Below are 19,369 nucleotides of genomic sequence, written 5' to 3' on the forward strand. Positions count from 1 at the left end.
CCGGATCACAGCAGGGTCCGCGGTCGGACCCGGTTTGCCTTGTCAACGAGCCGGATGCGCTCCCGGCGATTCCGGGTCAGCCGGGCGATCTCCCGGTACGCCTCCTCCAGGCCCAGCCGCAGGTCGTGGTCCACCAGCGGACGTCCCAGCACCGTCGGGCGCACCGGCGGGGGAGCAGTCACCGGGGCCGCGGGTGGAGCGGCCGCCTGAGYTGGTGCAGCCGCCTGAGCCGGTGCAGCCGCCTGGGCCGGTATGGACGGCTGTGCGCTCACGGTGCGCAGCGCCGCGGCGAGGATGTCCAGGCGGAGCTCCACCTCCAGCCGGCGATCGAGGTCGAGCCGGCGGTCGGCGAGAACGGCCTCGGCGCGCGCGAGATCATCCCGGCTCGCTGTGGGCGGGACGGGTACCGCCCGGTCGGGCCGGGTCAGCGATCCGACGAGAACCCGGATCATCCGCACCCGGGAGGTCGTGAAGGCGTAGGCGGACGGCGGGACCCGCTCGTAGGCCGCGAGCTTCCCGGCGGGACTGTCCAGACAGCGGGCCAGCCCGAACGACGCGCTGGTGATCGCCGGGTCGATGGCACTGACCGCGTCGAAGAGCTCCGCCGCACGTTCCCGGTCGTCCGCGGCCTCGTTCGCGGTCGCCAGCGCGAGCCGCGGGGCCAGCTCGCTGGGGATCCACGCGAAGACCCGCTCGAACGCCTTCCTGGCCCGGCGCGGCCGGCCAGCGGCCAGATCGAGGACGCCCTGGTACCAGACGACCCGCCAGTCGTGGGGAAAGTCGACGGTCAGCGCGGAGACCGTCGTCTGGGACTCCGCCGCGTCGCCGGCCCGCAGCTGGGCGCTGGCCAGCGCGAGGCGGGTCGCGAGGGTGGGCTGCTCCACGTCGGCCAGCCGGGCGGCCAGCGCCGCCGGGTCCTCGCCGGGGGTCGCCGCGAGGATCCGCGCCTGCGGGTCGTCGGCGTCGACGCGCAGCTCGGGCAGGATCTCCCACACGGCCGGCGGGTCGCCCGTGTCCCGCTCCGTCGCCGGCGCCCCCGCCGCACCGGCCGGGCGGCTGCCGCCCGCCTCGCCCGTCGGATGCAGCTCGGGCTCGAACCAGCGGCTGGCCAGCGGCGGAAGCCGGCGCTCGGTCCGGGTGACGATCTCGTACAGGACGCCGGTGAGCTCCGCCGCGAGCTCCCCGACGCTCCCGAACCGGTCCGCCGGGTCCTTCGCGGTGCCGCGGCGCAGCAGATGGTCGAGAGACTCGAACCTGGACAGCGGCCCGTACTCGCCGCGCGCCGGCAGCGTGTGGCGGTGGTCGTCCAGGAATCCCGGGAACCGGCCCAGCACCAGGCGCGCCAGCGTGCGGGTGGCGGCGAAGACGTCCGAGGCGACCGTCGGGACGCCGTGCCGGCTTTCCTCCGCCGCGCGGAACTCGCCGTCCTCCAGCTCGGGCGCCCGGTAGCCGGGAGTGGAGAGGAAGCTGGAGGTCTGGTCGTCCAGCCGCCGGGCACCACCCAGATCGATCAGGACGACCTGCTCCGGGGTGACCATGATGTTGTCCGGTTTGAGGTCGCAGTAGGCCAGCCCGCGCCGGTGCAGGTGGCCGAGCGCCGGGAGTAACCGCAGCAGGTAGCGGATGGCGTCCGCCGGCGGCAGCGGCTCCGGCCGCCCGTCACGCCCCGGCCGCCGCCGGTCAGCCAGCCTGGACAGCGACACTCCCGGGACGTACTCCATGACGATGTAGTCCTCGCCCCGGTGCGAGACGTAGTCGATGATCTTGACGATGTTCGGATGGTGCACCGCGCTGAGGACCCGCCGCTCCGCCTCGGCGATCCGCCGCGCATCCGGATTGGCGACGTCCAGCAGGCCCTTGAGCACCACCCACTTGCCCACCCGGTTGTTCATCGCCGCGTAGACCCAGCCCATGCCGCCGTGCGCGATCACTCCGTGCACGGTGTAATGCCCGACCTGCTCCTCCGGGAAGAGCTTGACCGTGAACGAGTAGCGCTGGCCGCACTGTGGGCAGAAACCCTCCAGCTCCTCGCCGCGGGCCGTTCCCGCCCGGGCGACCTTCGACCCGCACGCCGCGCATTCCCGCAGGTGGTTCGGAACAGTCGGGTTCGCCATCAGCGGTGGGGTGTCCGCCATCAGCAGGGCGTCGACGATCGGCAGCCGCAACGGATCCTGGCCGTGCTCCGACGATGACTCGTCCACCGGCTGCGTGTGCGGCGTCGGGGATTCCGAGGATTCCGGGGACCTCGGGGAATCCAGGGAATCCGAGGCCTCGGTCGACGGCGCGGCCGACCCGCACAGGTTGCAGTAGCCGCTGGTCTTGATGAACCCGTCCGGGCAGTCCGGCTCGGGGCAGGGAACCTCGGTCAGTTCACTCACGGCAACTCCCCGTGCGTCCGGCCGGCCGCATCCTCATCCTCATGATCGGTCAGAGCGTGAAGGTAGGCCATGGTCAGGCGCTCCGCCACCACAAGATCGCTGGGCGCGCGGTAGAGCGTCCCGAAAGCCCGTGCGTGCAGTGCGGAAAGCTCCTCGTCCTCGGCGAGCCCCAGCCGGACGGCCTTCGCGTGCGCCGCCTCCAGCCGCCCGCGCAGCTCGCGGCGCTGGTCGAGCGGCATCGCATTCGTACGGGCCACCGTCTTCGCCACCCGCTCCGTCTCGTCGGCGAGGGTGTGCCATCGCGCAAGCCCACCCACCACGTCCGCCTCGCGACCGCCGGTCAGCGCGGCAGCGGCAAGATCGGCCAGCCAGGGGCGCAGGCCCGCGCCGGCCTGGTCCAGGACGTCCGGATCGGCGAAGGTGACCAGGCCCGCCGGCTCGGCGATGAGACCGCGAGCCTTCTCCACCGAATCCTCCGCCCCCGTCACCAGGGTGGCGAGCTCGGCGAGACGGCGGCGCGCAACCGCCAGCGCGCTGTCAACCGCCTGTGCCGCACCGGCGCCGCCGTCCCGGCCCGGTCCTGCCGGTCCTGCCGGTCTCGAGGATCGTGGCGGCGCGGCGGGATTCACCGGCCTGGCCGGGTTCACGTCGCTCATTGTGCGTTCCCAGCCTTTCGCCAGAGCTGGCCTGTACCGGTCGTACGGACAATCACTCGGATGTCCGGCGCTGGACGTCCGCAGGCTGCTGGTCGCGGCGCGGGATCCGTTCGTGGCCAGCCGGGTGCCGTCGGACCGGCCATCAGCGGGACCATTGCGGCTCAGGCGGCCTCGATCCCTCGCACGGCATCTCGGCAACAGCCCAAGCTTCGCACAATCCCACCCAGACAGCCTCGTCGCGCCGTATGCCCTCCAGAACGCCGTTGACGAAGCCGGCGAGTTCGGTGTCACCCCGGGTGAATCCGACGCTGTAGTACTCCCTCTCCCCGATTTCGGCGTCGCCGAGTTCGGTCGTGGCATCCTGCTCCAGCATCCCCACCAGGCTGGCGTCGTTCGCGGCCACGGCGTCGACCGTGCCCTGTTGGAAGGCGACGAGGCAGTCCGACAGTTCGTTCAGGCTGCCCTCGATCTCAAATCCGCCGAACTGGACCAGCTTCTGCTGCAGATTGGCCAGTGAGGTCGTCGCCCGCGGTGCGCAGACCCGCTTCCCGGCGAGATCCGCGAAGGCGGCGGCCACCGGGGACGTCTGGGGTGCCGTCGACGCACGGGTGGGATCGCGTCGGGTCAGCAGCCGGGGATGGGCGGTGAAGTAGGCCTGGGACAGTCCCACCCGCCTCGCCCGCGCCTCTGTGTAGGTCAGCGTGCTGATCACGATATCCACCCGCCGGTTCTCGATTGCGGGGAGTCGCTCGGAGTAGCTGACCGGCACATACCTGATCGTGTCCGCTTCACCCGTGTTGTTCGGGCCGAACAGTGCATCCGCGATCCTGCGGGCGATGTCAACGTCGAAGCCCTCGTACTGGTGCGCCACCGGATTCCAGGCGCCGCGGAGCTGGGTGTCGCGGGAGACGCCCACCCGCAGGTACCCGCGATCGACAATGTCCTGCAGCGACCCGCCCGGCGGGAACGACCCTGGTCCCGGCAGGGGATCCATGGGCGGTACGAGGTTCCGCGGCACGGTCGGCATGTCCTCGCCCGAGGCGATGCTGCTCGCGCCGGGGTCGGCGGAGGCGGTGGCCAAGGTCCCCCAGGGCTGGTCCGCCGCGGCCGGAAGCTTCGCCGGGACGGTGGAGCACGCGGTGACCGCCGCTCCCACCACCAGCGCGAGCCACGTACGGCGCACGCTCTTCACGCGACCACCACCATGACCACCACCACGACCGCGGCGGTCCCCGCGACCGGCGGGGCGCGAGGGCGTGCCGGTCACCGGTACTCCCTGATCCGGGGCTCCAGGCCGATGGCGACCAGCGCCGCGGCCCCGCCGAACAGCAGGAGGGCCCCGATCGCGACGCCCCACAGCGCCCTGTCCGCGCGGGCGACCTCGGCGTCGAACCGGGCCCGGGCGTCCGTGTCCGCCCCGGTCAGCGCCCTGTCCAGAGCAGCGAAGCGTTCCAGGACGGCGGGTACCGCCTGCAGGTCGTCAGGAGCCCGGCGATCACCCGACGCGCCCGGTCCGGAGCTGGACCCCGCACCGGCGCCGCTGTCAGGGCCGGGGTCTTCGGCGGCGACGCTGCCGATCGCGGCGCTGCCGGCATCCCAGGCCTCCTTGACGAGGCTGATGATCCCGGCATCAAGCTGCCTGAAGGTCGCCGCGGCGCACAGCTCGTCAGGAGCCTCCGCGGTGGCGCTGCCGGAGGCCGCGCAGGCGAGCTGCGCTGCCGTCCGGTCGAAGTCGTCGTCGAAGGCGATGTCACCGCCCTGAGCGATGCGCCAGTACAGCACGTCCGCCTCTGCGCGTAGCGCCAGGTGGTTGGCCCGGGCGAGCAGGCCGCGCAGCTGGTGGCTTTCGCTGGCCGACGCCAGTGCCGACCGCTCGCCGGCCAGCGCCGCCAGGGGCCAGACCATCCCGCCCAGCACCAGCAGCGTCGCGGCGACCATGGCTGGGTTCGCCCACCGTCTGGTCCACAGCACACTGAGGATCTGGGTGCCGATCAGCGCCGCCAGCCCCAGGCCCGCGGCCACCGCCAGCCACACGATGTCCCGCGCGCGGGTGGCCCGCTCGAACTGCCGGGCCTGCTCGGTGGTGTGCGAGCGGGCGAGTGTCGCGCTCGCGGGCAACAGGCTGTCGTTCATCAGGGCGTTCGCACTGCGCAGGTAGGCCTGGCCGACGCTGTTCCCGGCCCGGTTGTTCGCCCGGGCCTCACCGATCAGCTCCCGGTAGGTCGGGGTGAGGCACACCAGCGTCGTGAGGGCTGCCGCTGCCTGCGCGGCGGGCTCTGTGACCGGGGGGCGCGGATCTGTCTGTGCACGCGCCGGCGGGCATACCTGCGCCCCTGCCGCCGGGCTGATGCCTGCGCCGGCACGGACCATCGCCCCCGCCGCCGTCAGCAGCGCCTGATCGAACTCGTGATAGATCCCTTCGCGGGAGGTGTCCGCCGCCCCCTCGGCTGCTCCGGAGCGCGGAGCGGTCGCCGGCGCCTGCGCGCCACCCGGCGGCGGCCCGATGAACGTCTCGGCCTCGGCGGCGGCCGCGCGGGCCAGCGACCGGTGGATGTCCCATGACGCCTCGGTGCGCTCCATGACCGCCCCGCTGATCGCCGCGACAGCATGCGCCCGGCGCTGCGCCATCGAGAAGGCGCCGGCCGCCGCGATGACGCACAGGGCGACACAGACTCCGGCGCAGATCCACAGGCGCCTCGGTGTGGTGAACCAGTCCCGGCCGAACCAGCCTGACCGGTGCCCTCCGGCGTCGACACGGTCGTGGCGTCCGGACCCCGCTCCGCCGTGGCCGGCTTCCGGGGTGGCGCGCCGCGCCGCCTCTCCGTCGGTGGGTTCCGCGTCTGTGCCGCCGGGATCAGCAGGTGTGTCGGTCCGCTCCGCGCCCCGGTCGGACCGCTCCGTCACCTCGTCGTCGCGATCGGCGCCGGCACCGGTGTCGGCACCGGAGCCGGGGGCCGGCCCGGTGCCGGCAGGAACGGCGGTGCCGGGCTGCGGGCGGTCCGAAGGCTGCCGCGGCCAGATCTCGCGGGTCGTCATGGTCGGGCTACCGCGGCCGGGACCAGCAGCGGTCGGCGACGGGATCCCGAGCGGGGCCGCCGGCCTGAYGACAGCGACAGCGGTGCGGCCAGCCCGCATCGTCCGACCGGAACATTCCCCTCGGAACAATCACATCGACAGTGTGCCCTACGTGACTGATTCGTCTCTCATCGCCGCGGGTGCTGTCGGATGGACGACGGCCCGCCCGGCAGGGGCGATGCCCCCCTGGGTGGAGGGGAACRCACCCGACTCCGGCATGCGGTCGCGCCGCTGCCGTCCGTGTGCGGTGGGGTCGGAGGATCGTACTCCCGGGGAGCCCCGTGACCGGAGGCGGTCCGGACGCCGTCGACCAGACCACCAAAAGTGTAGTCAGCACTGATCACTTGGTTCGAATCTGGCTGGTTGGCAGGACGGAGGCTGGGTTCACCACTACGATTTGGACGATGTTCGCCACGAGTGGGCTTCGCCGTTCCGACAGCGGTTCGCTATTGTTCCACCGGCTTCGGGAGGGTGTTCTGACCCTCGACCCAGCGGTCGAGGGAATGCTTCAGCACACAGGTGGCACCGTCGTGTGGGGTGCGTTGATGGAAATCGGTGAATCCGAGGGAACCACGACGCTTGTCTCGCTGGCCGACGGCACCACCAGCCTCTACGCGAGCGCTGGGGGAGGTGTCGTCGGGGGTGGCGCCCACCCCTCGGTCGTTGCGGCGACACGGCACTTTCTGGCCATCGTCGAAGGGTGCCTGACCCGCTTCGAGCTCGACGGCGAACGCGCCGCCGTTCCGGTGGCCGGGCATGTCGTTTTTCGGGCGCTAACCTACGGTGGGCGCCGTTGTTTCGACGTTGCCGAGAATGATCTGAGTGAGCCCGGCCACGCTTTTTCTCCGTTGTATCGTGCCGGATACTCGGTAATCAGTCAGCTACGTGCCGCCGAAGCGGCCAGGACGATGTAGGCGGTCCGGCTGCCTGGAGCTCGACCGCCGCAGCGCCGAGCTTCTTTCTCAGGTTCGTCTCTCTGCGGGTTTGTCTGCGATCTCCGGCGCTGCGGAGTGCGCCCGCTGGCGGCGGTATCGCTCCACAGCGGTGCCCGCGGCTCCCAGYCCCACGAAGACGGCCGCGTAGGTGAACCCCCAGAACACGGCCAGCCAGACGGTGAACGCACCGAGCACCACGGTGCGGACGCAGGTTTCGTAGGTTGCTGCCACCTCGTCACCGAAGTGTCGGCGGAGGACGGCGGTGAGCGCGTGCAACACCAGGTTGGCCGTCGCGAACCCGAGCAGCCATTTGTAGTCGCTCGGAGGCACGGTGTCCACATCTGAAGGATACTGAGACAAGTCGGGTGCGGGGAAGAAATCGCTGGGCCGTCGCAAAGTCAGGTCAATGAGACGCGGGGCGACGGAGGAACGGTGCACGTGACGCATGGTGCGGCACGTCGAACACTCCTCTGTGTCATGAGTGATATACGCTCGGCGATAATGATCTGTGATGGGTGCGCTGCTGCACGGCACGCGACGGAGGGAACGGCCCCATGGCGACCAGCTCATCGGAGACCAGTACGTCCAGGAACGGCGCTGGCGCTGTCGGCGCCCTGGCGAGCAGTTCCGGGACGACCTCGTCGGTGACGGCGCCCGCGACCACGCCCCCGGCCCATACCGGCGGAGCACCGGACCCTGGTACCCGGGACGACCGGTCGGCTCCGGGCGCGCCGGGGGAGACCGCCGGCTCCGACACGGCCCCGAGCGGAACCGCCCAGGGCGATGGCACGCGCACAGGTGCCGACGCGCAGGCCCCGCTCTCGCCGGGCAGGGCTTCGCCCAAGCGGCGCGACGGCGTCTCCGCCGGGGCGGGGAAGGCGGAGTCGGGTACCGGGGAGGCCGTGCCCGGCCGGGCGAAGGCTGCTTCCCGCGCTGACGGGACCGCGGCGGGGGCGTCCCGCGCGGTCTCCGGGCGCGCCAGGACAGGCTCCGGCGCCGGCACCGCGCGGGGGAGTGCGCGTTCAGGCGGCGCGACCCCGCGGGCGGCGCGGGCGACACGTTCCGGCCCCGGGCAGGCGGCCGGAACCACCGGGAAGTCCGGGGTGTCGTCCTCGGCACCTGGCGAGAGCACAGCGGCGGCCGGTGCCGGTGCGCGCTCCACCGCACGGAGCACAGCGGGCGGGACGGCCGCGTCCCGCACGACCACCTCGCGTGCGACCACGACCACGTCCCGTCCGGGGACGGCGCGCGCAGCCGCGGGCAAGGCGGCGGCGACCCGGACGGCGCCGTCACGCCCGGTGCCCGCTCGTGCGGCGAGTGCGCGCGCGGGTGCCACGGGTTCAGCCGCGGGTCGGCCCCGGGTGACGCGGGCCGGTGCGTCCCGGGCCGGTGCGTCCGCCGGCTCGTCCCTGCTGGGGGAGGAGCCGGGGCGTCTGCCGCGTCCCGGGAAGGCGGCGGCCCACGCCATCGGGCGGGTGATCCGGGGCCGGGCCGGACGTCCGCAGGACGGACGGACCGTGGTGCTGCATCTGCCCTACGTCACGGCGCGCCTGGAGATGGCGCCGCCCCCGGCGGACACGAACCACCGTCTGGGTCCGGTTGTGATCCCGTCCGCGAAGATGACGGCCTACTACGTCGGCCTGGGGACGCTCGCGGCGGTCGAGGCCATCGAGTGGCCGATCGCCGCGGCGATCGCGGCGGGCAGCTATGTCGCCGAGCACACCCGGTCGGCGGCGACGGGCCGCGGCGACGGCGCGCGGCACTGACCGGTCGATGCCTGACCGGTAGGTCCAGAAGGCCGGCGGGACACGGTGTCCGGGTACGCGGTGTCCCGGCACCCGGTGTCCCGGCACCCGGTGTCCCGGCACCCGATGTCCCGGCACCCGATGTCCCAGCATCTGGTGTCCCGGCACCCGGTGTCCGCGGTGGCTCGGGTGCCCCGATAGCGTCGGGGTGGTGGACACCGATCCCGCGGTGAAGCGATGAATCTGACCGAGGGCGCGGTGCTGGGCCTGGTCCAGGGCCTGACCGAGTTTCTGCCGGTGTCCTCCAGCGCCCATCTGCGGGTGGTGGCCGCGCTGGCCGGCTGGGAGGACCCGGGCGCGGCGTTCACCGCCGTGACCCAGATCGGCACCGCCGCCGCGGTGATCGTCTACCTGCGTTCGGACATCACGCGCATGGGCCGCGCCTGGCTACGGTCGGTCGGCGGCTCCGTGCGCGAGGGCGCGGGCGGGGACGTCCGTTCCAGCCGGGCGCGCCGTGCCGCCACCAGGTCCGGTGCCCGGCCCGGAACCCGGCCCGGCCCGGCCGAGGCGGACGAGGCGCGTATGGCGTGGCTGATCGCGGCCGGCACCGTGCCGATCGGCGCGTGCGGCTACCTGTTCGAGGACGTCATCAAGGGGCGGCTGCGCGACCTGCGCCTGACGGCGGGGACTCTCGCCGGGGTGGGTCTGCTGCTCGGCGCCGCCGACCGGTGGGCCGGCAGCCGGGTCGTGCCACGTCGGCCACTGGCGGAGCTGTCCACCCGCGACGGCATGCTGATCGGGCTTGCCCAGGCGACGGCGCTCATCCCGGGGGTGTCGCGGTCCGGGGCGACCATCGGTGGTGGGCTCATGCTGCGCTACTCCCGTGAGGCGGCGGCGCGCTACTCCTTCCTGCTCGCCGTCCCCRCCGTCGTCGTGTCGGGGGCGTTCGGGCTGGACCGGCTGTACCGGGAGGCACGGCAGCCGGCGTCCACGGTCGCGTGGGGTCCACTGGGCGCGGCGAGCGTGACGGCGTTCCTCGTCGGGTACGCGGCGATCGCGTGGTTTCTGCGGTACGTCTCGGCGCACGGGTTCGCGCCGTTCGTCGTGTACCGCGTCGGCCTGGGCCTGCTGCTGCTCGCCCTCGTCCTTGCCGGCCGGATGCCCGCCGTCCCGGCCTGACCAGGGCCTGACCACGCTGCCCGGAGCCGCTCCGGCATGACCTCGCCGCGTCCCACCCGTCCCGGCGCGACCTTGCCCTGAGCCGGTGCCGCGGGCCGTCAAATACGGTGGGGCCCGCAAGGGGGAGCGCAAGATCCGCGGAGCGATCGAAGGAGAGCGGCGGAAATGGACCGGCCGGTGGCCACCACCTCCACACCCACATCGGCCGAGGCCGGTGGCAGCGCCGGTGCCGAGGAACCGGGTGTCCAGGCCGACCACGAGCGTGATCAGGGTCATGCGCTCGGGGGGCTGACCGCGGCCGAGGTCGCGGAGCGGGTCGCGGACGGCCGGGTCAACGACGTGCCCGTCCGGTCGAGCCGGTCCGTCGGTGAGATCGTCCGCGCCAACGTCTTCACCCGGATCAACGCGATCGTCGGTGTGCTGTTCGTGCTCATCGTGATCGTCGGCCCGGTTCAGGATGCCCTGTTCGGCGGCGTGATCATCGCGAACACCCTGATCGGCGTGATCCAGGAGGTCCGCGCGAAGCGGACGCTCGACCGCCTGGCCGTCGTCGGGGAGGCCCGGCCGGTCGTGCGCCGCGACGGGGTCGCGGCCGAGCTCGCGGCCGCGGAGATCGTCCTCGACGACGTCATCGAGCTGGGGGCCGGCGACAAGATCGCCGTGGACGGCCTGCTGCTGGAGGTCGAGAACCTGGAGGTCGACGAGTCGCTGCTCACCGGCGAGGCGGATCCGGTGCACAAGCAACCGGGCGACCACGTGATGTCCGGCAGCTTCGTCGTCGCCGGCTCCGGCGCGTTCCGTGCGACGAGGGTCGGCCGTGAGGCGTACGCCGCGCAGCTCGCCGAGGAGGCGAGCCGGTTCACCCTGGTGCACTCCCAGCTCCGCAACGGCATCAACACGATCCTGCGGGTGGTCACCTGGATGATCATCCCGACCGGGATCGCGTTGATCATCAGCCAGATCGCGGTCAACGACGACGACCTGGCGGAGGGCGTCCGGCGGATGGTCGCCGGGCTGGTGCCGATGGTCCCGGAGGGGCTGGTCCTGCTCACCTCGGTGGCGTTCGCGGTCGGGGTGGTTCGGCTCGGCCGCCGGCAGTGCCTCGTTCAGGAGCTCCCGGCGATCGAGGGCCTGGCCCGCGTCGACGTCGTCTGCCTGGACAAGACCGGCACGCTCACCGAGGCCGCCATGGACGTCGCCGAGCTGCGCCTCGTCGGAGCGGACGGAGTGGGCGGCGTGGACGGCGTCGTCCGCGACCGGGTCGTGGCTGTCCTCGGGACCCTCGGCGCCGCCGACCGGCGGCCCAATCCGAGCATGCAGGCGATCATCGATGCCTACTCCGCCCCGGACGGCTGGTCCGTCCAGGCGGAGGTGCCGTTCTCCTCGGCCCGCAAGTGGAGCGGCGCCGAGCTGGCCGACCCCGCGGGGGAGACTTCCACCTGGCTCATCGGCGCACCGGATGTTCTGCTGCCCGCCGGCCACCCGGCGCTGACCGAGGTCGACGAGTTCGGCGCCCAGGGCCTGCGGGTGCTGCTGCTGGCCAGCCTGGACGTCCCCCTCGCCACCGTCACGGACGATCCCGCCGGGGTGGCCGCGCGGACCACGCCCGTCGCGCTGGTCGTCATCGCGCAGCGGCTGCGGCCCGAGGCCCCCGAGACACTGCGCTACTTCGCCGAGCAGGGCGTGGCGGCCAAGGTCATCTCGGGTGACAACGCGCTGTCTGTCGGCGCGGTGGCCCGCACCCTCGGCCTGCCCGGCGCCGACAACCCGGTGGACGCCCGGACCCTTCCCGAGGAGCAGGGCGCCCTCGCGGACGTCCTGGAGACCCATTCGATCTTCGGGCGGGTCAGCCCGCGGCAGAAGCGGGAGATGGTCGCCGCCCTGCAGTCGCGCGGTCACACGGTCGCGATGACCGGCGACGGCGTCAACGACGTGCTGGCACTGAAGGACGCCGACATCGGCGTGTCCATGGGGTCGGGCAGCCAGGCCACCCGGGCGGTCGCCCAGATCGTCCTGCTGAACAACAGCTTCGCCACCCTGCCCTCGGTCGTCGGCGAGGGGCGCCGGGTGATCGGCAACATCGAGCGGGTCGCCAACCTGTTCCTGACCAAGACGGTGTACTCGGTCCTGCTCGCCGTCGTCGTGGTGATCGCGCAGGTGCCCTACCCGTTCCTGCCCCGGCACCTCACGCTGATCGGTTCGCTGACCATCGGCATCCCGGCCTTCTTCCTGGCGCTCGCGCCGAACGGCGAACGGGCCCGCCCGGACTTCGTCGGCCGGGTCCTGCGGTTCGCGATGCCGGCCGGCGTGCTCGCGGCCGCCGCCACGCTGGTGTCCTATTTCGTGGCCCGCTCGATCTACGACGATCTCGACGCCGAGACGTCCATGGCGACGCTGACGCTCTTCCTGATCGCGCTGTGGGCCCTGGCGATCGTCGCGCGTCCCTACACCTGGTGGCGGATCCTGCTTGTCGCCGTGATGGCGGCGGCGTTCGCGCTGGTGCTGGTGGTGCCGTTCGGGCAGGAGTTCTTCCAGCTGTCACTGGTCGGCAGCAAGGGCCCGTGGACGGGCGTCGCCCTCGCCGCCGTCGCGGCCGTCGCGCTGGAGATCATCTGGTTCTTCACTCGCCGCCACCTCGACGCCGAAGCCGCCCGCGCACCCGGGCACGGGCACGGCGGCGAGCACGGGAACGGGCACGGAGGTGCGCCTGGGCACGGAGGCGTGCCTGGGCAAGGCGGCGGGCAGTAGGCCGTCAGGTGCGCCGATCGTAGATCTGCGTGTTCTCGGACGCGGCGATCGTTCTGCCGGCGAGGCCGGGCGCGGCGTAGTGGGTGATCTCCTGGCCGAACAGGTCGTTGAGCAGCCAGTCGGTCGCCACGCGGGCCCGGTTGGCGGCCGAGGGGAGGCTCGCGAGGTGGTAGGCGCGGGTGACCACGGCCGCGGGCAGTCCGCTCAGGGTGACGCCGAGCGGGTTCGCGACCGCGTCCCGTCCGCCCAGGTCGACGACGAAGCCCAGGTCACGGTGCCGGTAGGGGCGCGCTGACCCGATCCCCAGCGAGGCGGCGACGTTGCGGGCGGCGGCGGCGCCCTGCCGGACGGCATGCTGCGCCGTCTGCCCGGCGGGCGTGCCCCCGTGGGTGGAGTCCGGCACGGCGGCGACGTCCCCGAGCGCGAACACGCCGTCGGCGGAGGGGACCCGGAAGAACTCGTCGGTCACGAGCCGCCCCCGGGCTGTCGGCAGCCCGAGCACGGCCGCGAGCGGGCTGGGCGCCACCCCGGCACACCAGACGACGGTGCGGGTAGGTACCCGGGTGTGCCGGCGGACGTTCGGCCCGCCGGCGGCGAGGACGACGGAATCCGCGCTGATCTCCATCGCGGAGGTGCCGAGGTGGACATCGATCCCGCGCCGGGCGAGTACCCGGGCGGCACGCCGGCCCAGCGCCGGCGCGAGCTCGTGCAAAAGCCGGGGCGCGTGATCCACCAGGACCCACCGGACGTCGCCGGGCCGCACCCGTTGGCAGGCGGCGGCGGCCCGGCGGGTGAACGCGGCCATCTGCGCGGCCAGCTCGGTGCCGGTGTAGCCGCCGCCGACCACGACAAACGTGCACAGCGCGGAGCGCTGCTCGGGATCCTCCGTGGCGTCGGCCAGCTCGAGCTGGGCCAGAACGTGATCACGCAGCGTGACGGCCTCGTCGAGGGTCTTCAGGCCCAGCGCGTGCTCGGCGAGACCGGGCACCTCCGGGGTGGCGGTGACCGAGCCCGGTGCGAGGACGAGCCGGTCCCACGCGATGGTGCGGGCTGATCCGTCGACGGTGCGCGTTGTCACCGTCCGCGCGGCGAGGTCGACCGCGACGGCGTCACCGAGGCACAGCAGCGTCCGGCGCAGGACCGAGCGCAGGGCGACGGCCAGGTGCCGCGGTTCGACGGAGCTGGCGCAGACCTGCGGGACGAGCGAGGTGTAGAGCAGATGATCGACGGGGGAGACGACGACGAGCTCGGCCCGCCCGGCCGGGACGAGTGACTCCAACCGGCGCAGCAGGCGCACCCCGGCGAAGCCCCCGCCGACCACGACCACCCGGGGTGGCTGCTCCCGCACGGTGACGGTCGGTCTGCTCAGTGTGCCCGGGACCGACCTGACCACCGCTGCTCCCCCGATGATATGAATGTCGACATGACCGGCAGAAATTCCTCGGTGGACGCCGTTTCGGCCTATCTCGGCGGCTTCGGTGTGCGCTCCCGGCCGCTGCGCGAAATTCTCTCCCTGTTGACGCGCGCCAGCCAGCCGATCGAGACGCTCATCGCGGCGACCGCGACACCGCGGCGGGCCGTCGAGGACCTTCTGCGAAATCTGGGAGAAGATCTCACCGAAGATTCGGGGCGTTTCCGGATCCGGCCTGATATGAGCGCCGAGTACCGTGCCTTTTTCGGGCTGGACGACATCGATCCCGGCCCGGGGCTGGGATCGGATCCGGGTCCCGGCGCCGGAGCGGGTCCCGTGCTGGAAGGGCCCTCCGGGGCCGCCCCGGTCGAGGCGCTGGCGGCCCTGATCGCGGCCGCGCCGGCCCCCCGCAGGGATCTCGACCACGTCGCCGCCACCGCGCAGACGCTGGCCCGCCGGGTGAGCTGGCTCAACTCCACCTATGACCTGGCCGGGCGGCGGGTCCTGTTCGTCGGCGACCACGATCTGACGTCGATCGCGCTGGCCCGTGCCTGCCCGCGGACCGAGATCACCGTCGTCGACATCGACGAGCGGACGCTGGCGTACATCGACGAGACGGCGCGCGCCGAGAACCTGGCGATCCGGACGCTGTTCGGTGACCTGCGCTGCACGCTCCCGGCGGCGGCACGGGACTGGGCGGATCTCGTCCTCACCGATCCGCCGTACACGCCGGACGGCGTCGGTCTGTTCCTCGGCCGTGGTCTTTCCGGATTGCGCGACCGGACGAACGGCGTCGTTGTCGTCGCCTACGGGCACAGCCGGCTTCATCCGATGCTGGGATTTCAGGTCCAGCAGTCCATGCAGCAGTTCGGTGTGGTTTTCGAAACCATTCTGCCGGCCTTCAACCGCTATGACGGTGCGCAGGCCGTGGGAAGCGCGAGCGATCTGTACGTCTGCGCGCCCACGACCCGCACCTGGAAGGTTCTCGACCGGCTCGCGGAGAGCTTCGGAACGCGCATTTACACCCACGGCCGCCAGTCCGTCGAAAGCGCCACCCAGGTCGAGCTGGGTGCGGCGACCACCGTCATCGGCGAGGTCACTCCCGCCGGCACCCCCGAGGCGCGCAAGGGCGAGGCGGCGCCGACCGCCCCGGCTGTCCCGGCCGCGGGAGCGGGCACCCGCAGACTCGGGCTGCGAGCCCTGTTCACCGGTTCGGACTATCTCCGGGATCTGCGCCCCGACGCGGAGGTCGCGGTCGACCTGACCGCCGATCCCGGGCCGCTGCTGCTGCGCGGCCTGCTTGCCGTGACCGCCACCAGGGCTCGGCTCGTGGTGCCGGCCGACCATCCCGACGTGAGCGCCCGCGATGCCCGCGACCAGCTCGCCGCGCTCGTCGAGCCCAAGTACCGCCTGACCTTCCGCCCGGTGCCGCCGGCCGACCCGGGCGCCGCCCGGTATGTGGCCGTCCGCGCGGAGCTGGTCGGGGGCGGGGCCGGGGGCGGGGGCGGGTTCGTCGCCCGCTGGCTACTGGAGCGCGCGCACGGGCGGATCGGCAACGTCCTGCGCGAAGGCGTCATCCGGGCCGCGGCAGGCGACGGCCGCACGGTATCCAAGAACGAGGCCCGTGCGCTTGTCCGTGCTCTGATCATTGAGCCCGGGCAGGACGGGCAGGACGGGCAGCGCGGTGGCGGCGGTCAGGACGTCCTGGAGCTGACGGCGATGGAGGTGCCGCGGGCCGCGCTGGAACGGCTGCTGACCGCGGTCCGGGGTGAGCTCGGGGCTGGTGTTCCGTCCCCGGGCGTACCGCCTTCTACCGCTGGTAGAACGTAGACTCGGCCCGGTGCAACGAGGATCGATCGCTCCGGTGCCGCGCACCGTGCCCCCAGCACTGACGGCGGTCGCCGCACTGCTCCTCGGCTTCCTGGTGCTGGTCGCCCCGCCCCGGCCGGCCTGGGCGCACTCGTCGGTGCTGCGCACCGAGCCGGGCGACGGATCCACGCTGGCCACACCGCCCGACCGGATCTCCCTGGTCTTCAACGAACCGGTCTGGACGGACTACGCCACCGTCGCCGTGACCAGCGGTGACGGTCGGCAGGTCGAGACCGGACAACCCCAGGTCATCGAGACGACCCTGTCGGTGGCGCTCCCGGACGTCGTACCGGGCGGATACCACGTAACCTGGCGCGTGGTCTCGGCCGACGGTCATCCGATCAGCGGCGAGTTCTCGTTCACAGTCGCCGGCGGCACGGGTTCCGCGGCCACCGCGGCACCCGCCGGGCAACCCACGCCCGCGGCCACCGCCACCGCTGCGACGGCGACCTCGGCCGGGCCGGCGGGAGCGGCGGGGGCGGGGTCGCCGTCAGCTCCGGTCGACCCGGCGCCCCCGAAGGAGGGCGAGGACTGGTGGATCATCGGCGTCCTGATCGCCGCGGTCGCCGCACTGGGCGGCGCGGTGGTGCTGATCCGACGGAAGCGGGAGTAGCGCGGTGACAGTTCCCGTGGTCGCGTTCGCCGCGGCGGTCGCGCTGGTCGTGCTGCTGGTGATCGTCGCGACAGCGCCCGCCGCGGTGAGCCTCCCCGGCCTGCCCGACGCCGGCTCGCTCACGCACTGGGGGCTGCCGATCGCCCGGGTGGTCGGCGAGGTGGCCTCGGTCGGCACGGTCGGCTGGCTGCTCGCCGCGGCCGTGCTCATCCCGTCCCAGCAGGGGCGGCTGGGGGCGGCGGCCCGCCGGCACGGCCGGGCAGCGGCCGTCGCGGCGGCGGTGTGGGCGGCCGCGGCTGTCGCGGAGCTGGTCTTCACCGCCTCCGACATCTCCGCCCGCCCGCCCGGGGAGATGGCCGATCCATCGGCGCTGCGGTCCTTCGTCGAAGCGACGCCGCAGGGCCGGGCACTGCTCGTCGTGGCGGTGTGTGCCCTGATCGTGGCCCTCGTGGGCGCGACCCTCATGTCGACCGTGGCCGCCGGGTGGCTGCTGGCGCTGGCCTGCGCGGGGCTCATCCCAACCGCGTTCACCGGCCACGCGGCCGGCTCGTCCCAGCATGCGCTGGCGGTCGTCGCGCTCGGCCTGCACATCATGGCGGCGGTCGTCTGGACGGGTGGCCTGCTCGCGCTGACGACCATGCGCGGGCTGGCCGACGACTCGTTCCTCGCGGCGCTGCGGCGCTACTCCCGGCTGGCCGCCGTGGCCGCGGCGGCGACCGCGGTCGGCGGGATCGCCAGCGCCGCCGTCCGGCTCGGCGGCTTCGGCCCGCTGGTCGAGGACCGTTACGGCCTGCTGATCCTAGGCAAGATCGCCGGGCTGGTCGCGGCCGTGGCGATCGGCGGTCTGGTGCGCCGCCGGGTGATCGGCCGCCTGTCCGGCGCGGTTGCCGCCGGCAGCGCGGTTGGCGACACCGACACCGACGCCGACGCCGAGCCGCGGGTAGGCGTGGAGGACGGCGAGGACTCGTCGCCGGCGGCACGGCGGCGGGTGTTCCGCGGGCTCGCGGCGGTGGAGATCAGCGTGYTGGCGGCGACCTTCGGACTGGCCGCCGGGCTCTCCCAGACACCCCCGCCGGTGAACGACGCGGCGGTCCCGCCCAATGCCACGGAGGCGATGCTCGGCTATCCGATGCCGCCGCCGATCACGCCGGAGCGGCTGYTGACATCCTGGCGCCCTGACTGGGTGTTCCTCGGTCTGGCCGTGCTCGCCGCCGGGCTCTACCTGGCCGGTGTGGTCAGGCTGGCGCGCCGCGGGGACCAGTGGGCCGTCGGCCGCACGGTCGGGTTTCTCACCGGGCTCGTCCTGGTCGTCGTGGTGACGTCCGGCGGGCTGGGGCTGTACGGCCCGGTGCTGCTCAGCGTGCACATGTCCCAGCACATGATTCTCACGATGCTGGCACCCATCCCGCTGGTTCTCGGCGCGCCGATCACGCTTGCGCTCCGGGCGTTGCGACCGGCGTCAGCGCCGTACCGCAGCGGGCCGCGGGAATGGCTCCTGGCAGCGTTGCACTCCTGGCCGGCCAGGGTGCTCACCCACCCGTTGTTCGTCACCGCGAACTTCGCCGGGAGCCTCTACATCCTGTACCTGAGCCCGCTGCTCGGGTACCTGATGAACGACCACCTCGGGCACCTTTTCATGAACGCCCATTTCCTGATGACGGGCTTCTACTTCTTCGAGGTCCTCATCGGGATCGACCCGCTCCCGAAACGGCCGCCGCACCCCGGCCGGGTGCTCATGCTGGTCGCCGTGGTGCCGTTCCACGCCTTCCTCGGCCTGACCATCATGAGCACGACGACGGTGCTGGGCAGCAGCTGGTACGAGCAGCTGGTGCGGCCGTGGGGAGCGACGCCACTCGACGACCAGGGCACGGCCGGCGGCATCACCTGGTCGTTCGGCGAGATCCCGACGCTGGTCGTGATGCTGGTCCTGGCCGTGCAGTGGTCGCGCACCGACGAACGCCGTGCCCGCACCCGCGAACGCCGGGTCGACGCAGCGGGCGTGGACGAGCAGCTCGACGCCTACAACGCCTACCTCGCACGCCTCAACGGGACCCGCCCCGCCCCGGCACCGTCCATTCCGAGCCAGGGCGACGCCGCTTCCCCACGAGGCACCGGCAGCGGACCGCCTTCCTGAGGCCAACGACCGCCGTGCCGGAGTGCGCTGCCGGCCTAGTGGGTCGCGTACTCGGCCAGGACGGTAGGCAGATGCCGCTCGCCGAAGATCGGCATCCTGCCGGTCACCTCGGTCCGGACCGTGCCGACGAACTGTTCTGCACAAGCGTTCGCCCGCGGAGCCCGAGGTGGGAGCCTGACGGCGGTGATGCGGGCGTCGGCGAGGACCGCGTCGAACGACGCGGTGACCTGGCCGGCCGGTCACGGACCAGGAACCGGAAGTCGGCCGCCCGGTTGCCGAGATCCACCAGGAGGTTCCGGATCTGTCGGGTGGTCAACGATCCGTCCGGGTGAGCGGTGACCCCGCAAACCGACTTCTGGTACTCCACAGGGTCGCGGCGCTCGCTCCGTCGGCCCGCKGCACCCGTTCCGCCGCTCTGGCCGCGGGAAGTAGGCGTCCCGCGGCCGTTGCCGCCCGCCGGTCCGAAAGGCCGCCGAACCACACCGGTCCGGCGGCCTTTCGCCGATATCGAAGCCTCGCCCGCCCAAGCCTTCTAGGCGGTGAGGAGCGCTTCGACCTCGCGGCCCCAGTCCGGATACATCGCGGCCTTCCGGGCGTGCATCGCGAAGATCGCCTGATGCAGCCCG

The 19,369-nt window shown here is 72.9% G+C and carries 14 protein-coding genes and 1 pseudogene; 7 read left to right on the top strand and 8 right to left on the bottom strand.

Annotated features, from left to right (window positions below):
• Nucleotides 1-5 precede the first annotated feature (5 nt).
• From CC117_RS16680 to CC117_RS16695, 4 genes are all read right to left on the bottom strand, one after another.
• The gene (locus CC117_RS16680) at nucleotides 6-2,378 is read right to left on the bottom strand and encodes a serine/threonine-protein kinase (protein WP_071085169.1); all 2,373 of its coding nucleotides are present in this window, start codon (nucleotides 2,376-2,378) and stop codon (nucleotides 6-8) included.
• Nucleotides 2,375-3,034, bottom strand: coding sequence for a hypothetical protein (locus tag CC117_RS16685; RefSeq protein WP_241830170.1), 660 nt, complete (start codon nucleotides 3,032-3,034; stop codon nucleotides 2,375-2,377). The genes CC117_RS16680 and CC117_RS16685 overlap by 4 nt, the downstream gene beginning before the upstream one ends.
• 142 nt (nucleotides 3,035-3,176) lie before the next feature.
• Nucleotides 3,177-4,226 carry a transporter substrate-binding domain-containing protein gene (locus CC117_RS16690; protein WP_241830171.1) on the bottom strand — a complete coding sequence of 350 codons (1,050 nt, stop codon included), beginning with the start codon at nucleotides 4,224-4,226 and terminating at the stop codon, nucleotides 3,177-3,179.
• Between the two features lie 71 nt (nucleotides 4,227-4,297).
• Entirely contained in the window at nucleotides 4,298-6,070 is a 1,773-nt protein-coding gene (locus CC117_RS16695; RefSeq protein ID WP_241830172.1) for a hypothetical protein, read from the bottom strand.
• 443 nt (nucleotides 6,071-6,513) lie between these two features.
• On the opposite strand from CC117_RS16695, the gene CC117_RS16700 reads away from it, so the two are divergent.
• Complete coding sequence (locus CC117_RS16700) at nucleotides 6,514-7,023, top strand: hypothetical protein (RefSeq protein WP_071085215.1); 510 nt, start codon at nucleotides 6,514-6,516, stop codon at nucleotides 7,021-7,023.
• Between the two features lie 48 nt (nucleotides 7,024-7,071).
• On the opposite strand, the gene CC117_RS16705 is transcribed toward CC117_RS16700, so the two are convergent.
• Both CC117_RS16705 and CC117_RS16710 read right to left on the bottom strand, forming a co-directional pair.
• The gene (locus CC117_RS16705; protein ID WP_131803083.1) at nucleotides 7,072-7,374 is read right to left on the bottom strand and encodes a hypothetical protein; all 303 of its coding nucleotides are present in this window, start codon (nucleotides 7,372-7,374) and stop codon (nucleotides 7,072-7,074) included.
• A gap of 145 nt (nucleotides 7,375-7,519) precedes the next feature.
• On the bottom strand, nucleotides 7,520-8,380 hold the full coding sequence (locus CC117_RS16710) for a hypothetical protein (RefSeq protein ID WP_071085173.1): 861 nt from the start codon (nucleotides 8,378-8,380) through the stop codon (nucleotides 7,520-7,522).
• Between the two features lie 25 nt (nucleotides 8,381-8,405).
• On the opposite strand from CC117_RS16710, the gene CC117_RS39125 reads away from it, so the two are divergent.
• The 3 genes from CC117_RS39125 to CC117_RS16725 all read left to right on the top strand — a co-directional run bounded on the left by CC117_RS39125 (nucleotide 8,406) and on the right by CC117_RS16725 (nucleotide 12,716).
• Nucleotides 8,406-8,810: a hypothetical protein gene (locus CC117_RS39125; RefSeq protein ID WP_241830173.1), complete on the top strand. Its 405-nt coding sequence runs from the start codon at nucleotides 8,406-8,408 to the stop codon at nucleotides 8,808-8,810.
• Nucleotides 8,811-9,026: 216 nt separating this feature from the next.
• Nucleotides 9,027-9,968 carry an undecaprenyl-diphosphate phosphatase gene (locus CC117_RS16720; RefSeq protein ID WP_071085175.1) on the top strand — a complete coding sequence of 314 codons (942 nt, stop codon included), beginning with the start codon at nucleotides 9,027-9,029 and terminating at the stop codon, nucleotides 9,966-9,968.
• Between the two features lie 165 nt (nucleotides 9,969-10,133).
• A complete protein-coding gene (locus tag CC117_RS16725) occupies nucleotides 10,134-12,716 on the top strand; it encodes an HAD-IC family P-type ATPase (protein ID WP_071085177.1) in 2,583 nt (860 codons plus the stop codon).
• A gap of 4 nt (nucleotides 12,717-12,720) precedes the next feature.
• Here CC117_RS16725 and CC117_RS16730 read toward each other — a convergent pair whose 3' ends face one another.
• Complete coding sequence (locus CC117_RS16730) at nucleotides 12,721-14,109, bottom strand: NAD(P)/FAD-dependent oxidoreductase (protein WP_116287816.1); 1,389 nt, start codon at nucleotides 14,107-14,109, stop codon at nucleotides 12,721-12,723.
• Between the two features lie 30 nt (nucleotides 14,110-14,139).
• Between CC117_RS16730 and CC117_RS16735 the strand changes: the two genes are divergently transcribed.
• The 3 genes from CC117_RS16735 to CC117_RS16745 are packed head-to-tail and all read left to right on the top strand — an operon-like array spanning nucleotide 14,140 to nucleotide 18,743.
• Entirely contained in the window at nucleotides 14,140-15,957 is a 1,818-nt protein-coding gene (locus CC117_RS16735) for a bis-aminopropyl spermidine synthase family protein (protein WP_241830174.1), read from the top strand.
• 34 nt (nucleotides 15,958-15,991) lie between these two features.
• The gene (locus CC117_RS16740) at nucleotides 15,992-16,609 is read left to right on the top strand and encodes a copper resistance CopC family protein (RefSeq protein WP_071085181.1); all 618 of its coding nucleotides are present in this window, start codon (nucleotides 15,992-15,994) and stop codon (nucleotides 16,607-16,609) included.
• A 4-nt stretch (nucleotides 16,610-16,613) separates the two neighbouring features.
• Nucleotides 16,614-18,743, top strand: coding sequence for a cytochrome c oxidase assembly protein (locus CC117_RS16745; protein ID WP_071085183.1), 2,130 nt, complete (start codon nucleotides 16,614-16,616; stop codon nucleotides 18,741-18,743).
• A gap of 38 nt (nucleotides 18,744-18,781) precedes the next feature.
• Here CC117_RS16745 and CC117_RS39130 read toward each other — a convergent pair.
• A pseudogene (locus tag CC117_RS39130) lies at nucleotides 18,782-19,092 on the bottom strand (integrase core domain-containing protein); the annotation flags it as partial.
• Nucleotides 19,093-19,369 lie beyond the last annotated feature (277 nt).

The organism is Parafrankia colletiae, assembly GCF_001854655.1.
Taxonomy (GTDB): domain Bacteria; phylum Actinomycetota; class Actinomycetes; order Frankiales; family Frankiaceae; genus Parafrankia; species Parafrankia colletiae.

Coding starts and splice junctions, on each gene's coding strand:
- CC117_RS16735 (WP_241830174.1), top strand. CDS start 14,140: ATGACCGGCAGAAATTCCTCGGTGGACGCCGTTTCGGCCTATCTCGGC.
- CC117_RS16725 (WP_071085177.1), top strand. CDS start 10,134: ATGGACCGGCCGGTGGCCACCACCTCCACACCCACATCGGCCGAGGCC.
- CC117_RS16685 (WP_241830170.1), bottom strand. CDS start 3,034: ATGAGCGACGTGAACCCGGCCAGGCCGGTGAATCCCGCCGCGCCGCCA.
- CC117_RS16700 (WP_071085215.1), top strand. CDS start 6,514: ATGTTCGCCACGAGTGGGCTTCGCCGTTCCGACAGCGGTTCGCTATTG.
- CC117_RS16695 (WP_241830172.1), bottom strand. CDS start 6,070: ATGACGACCCGCGAGATCTGGCCGCGGCAGCCTTCGGACCGCCCGCAG.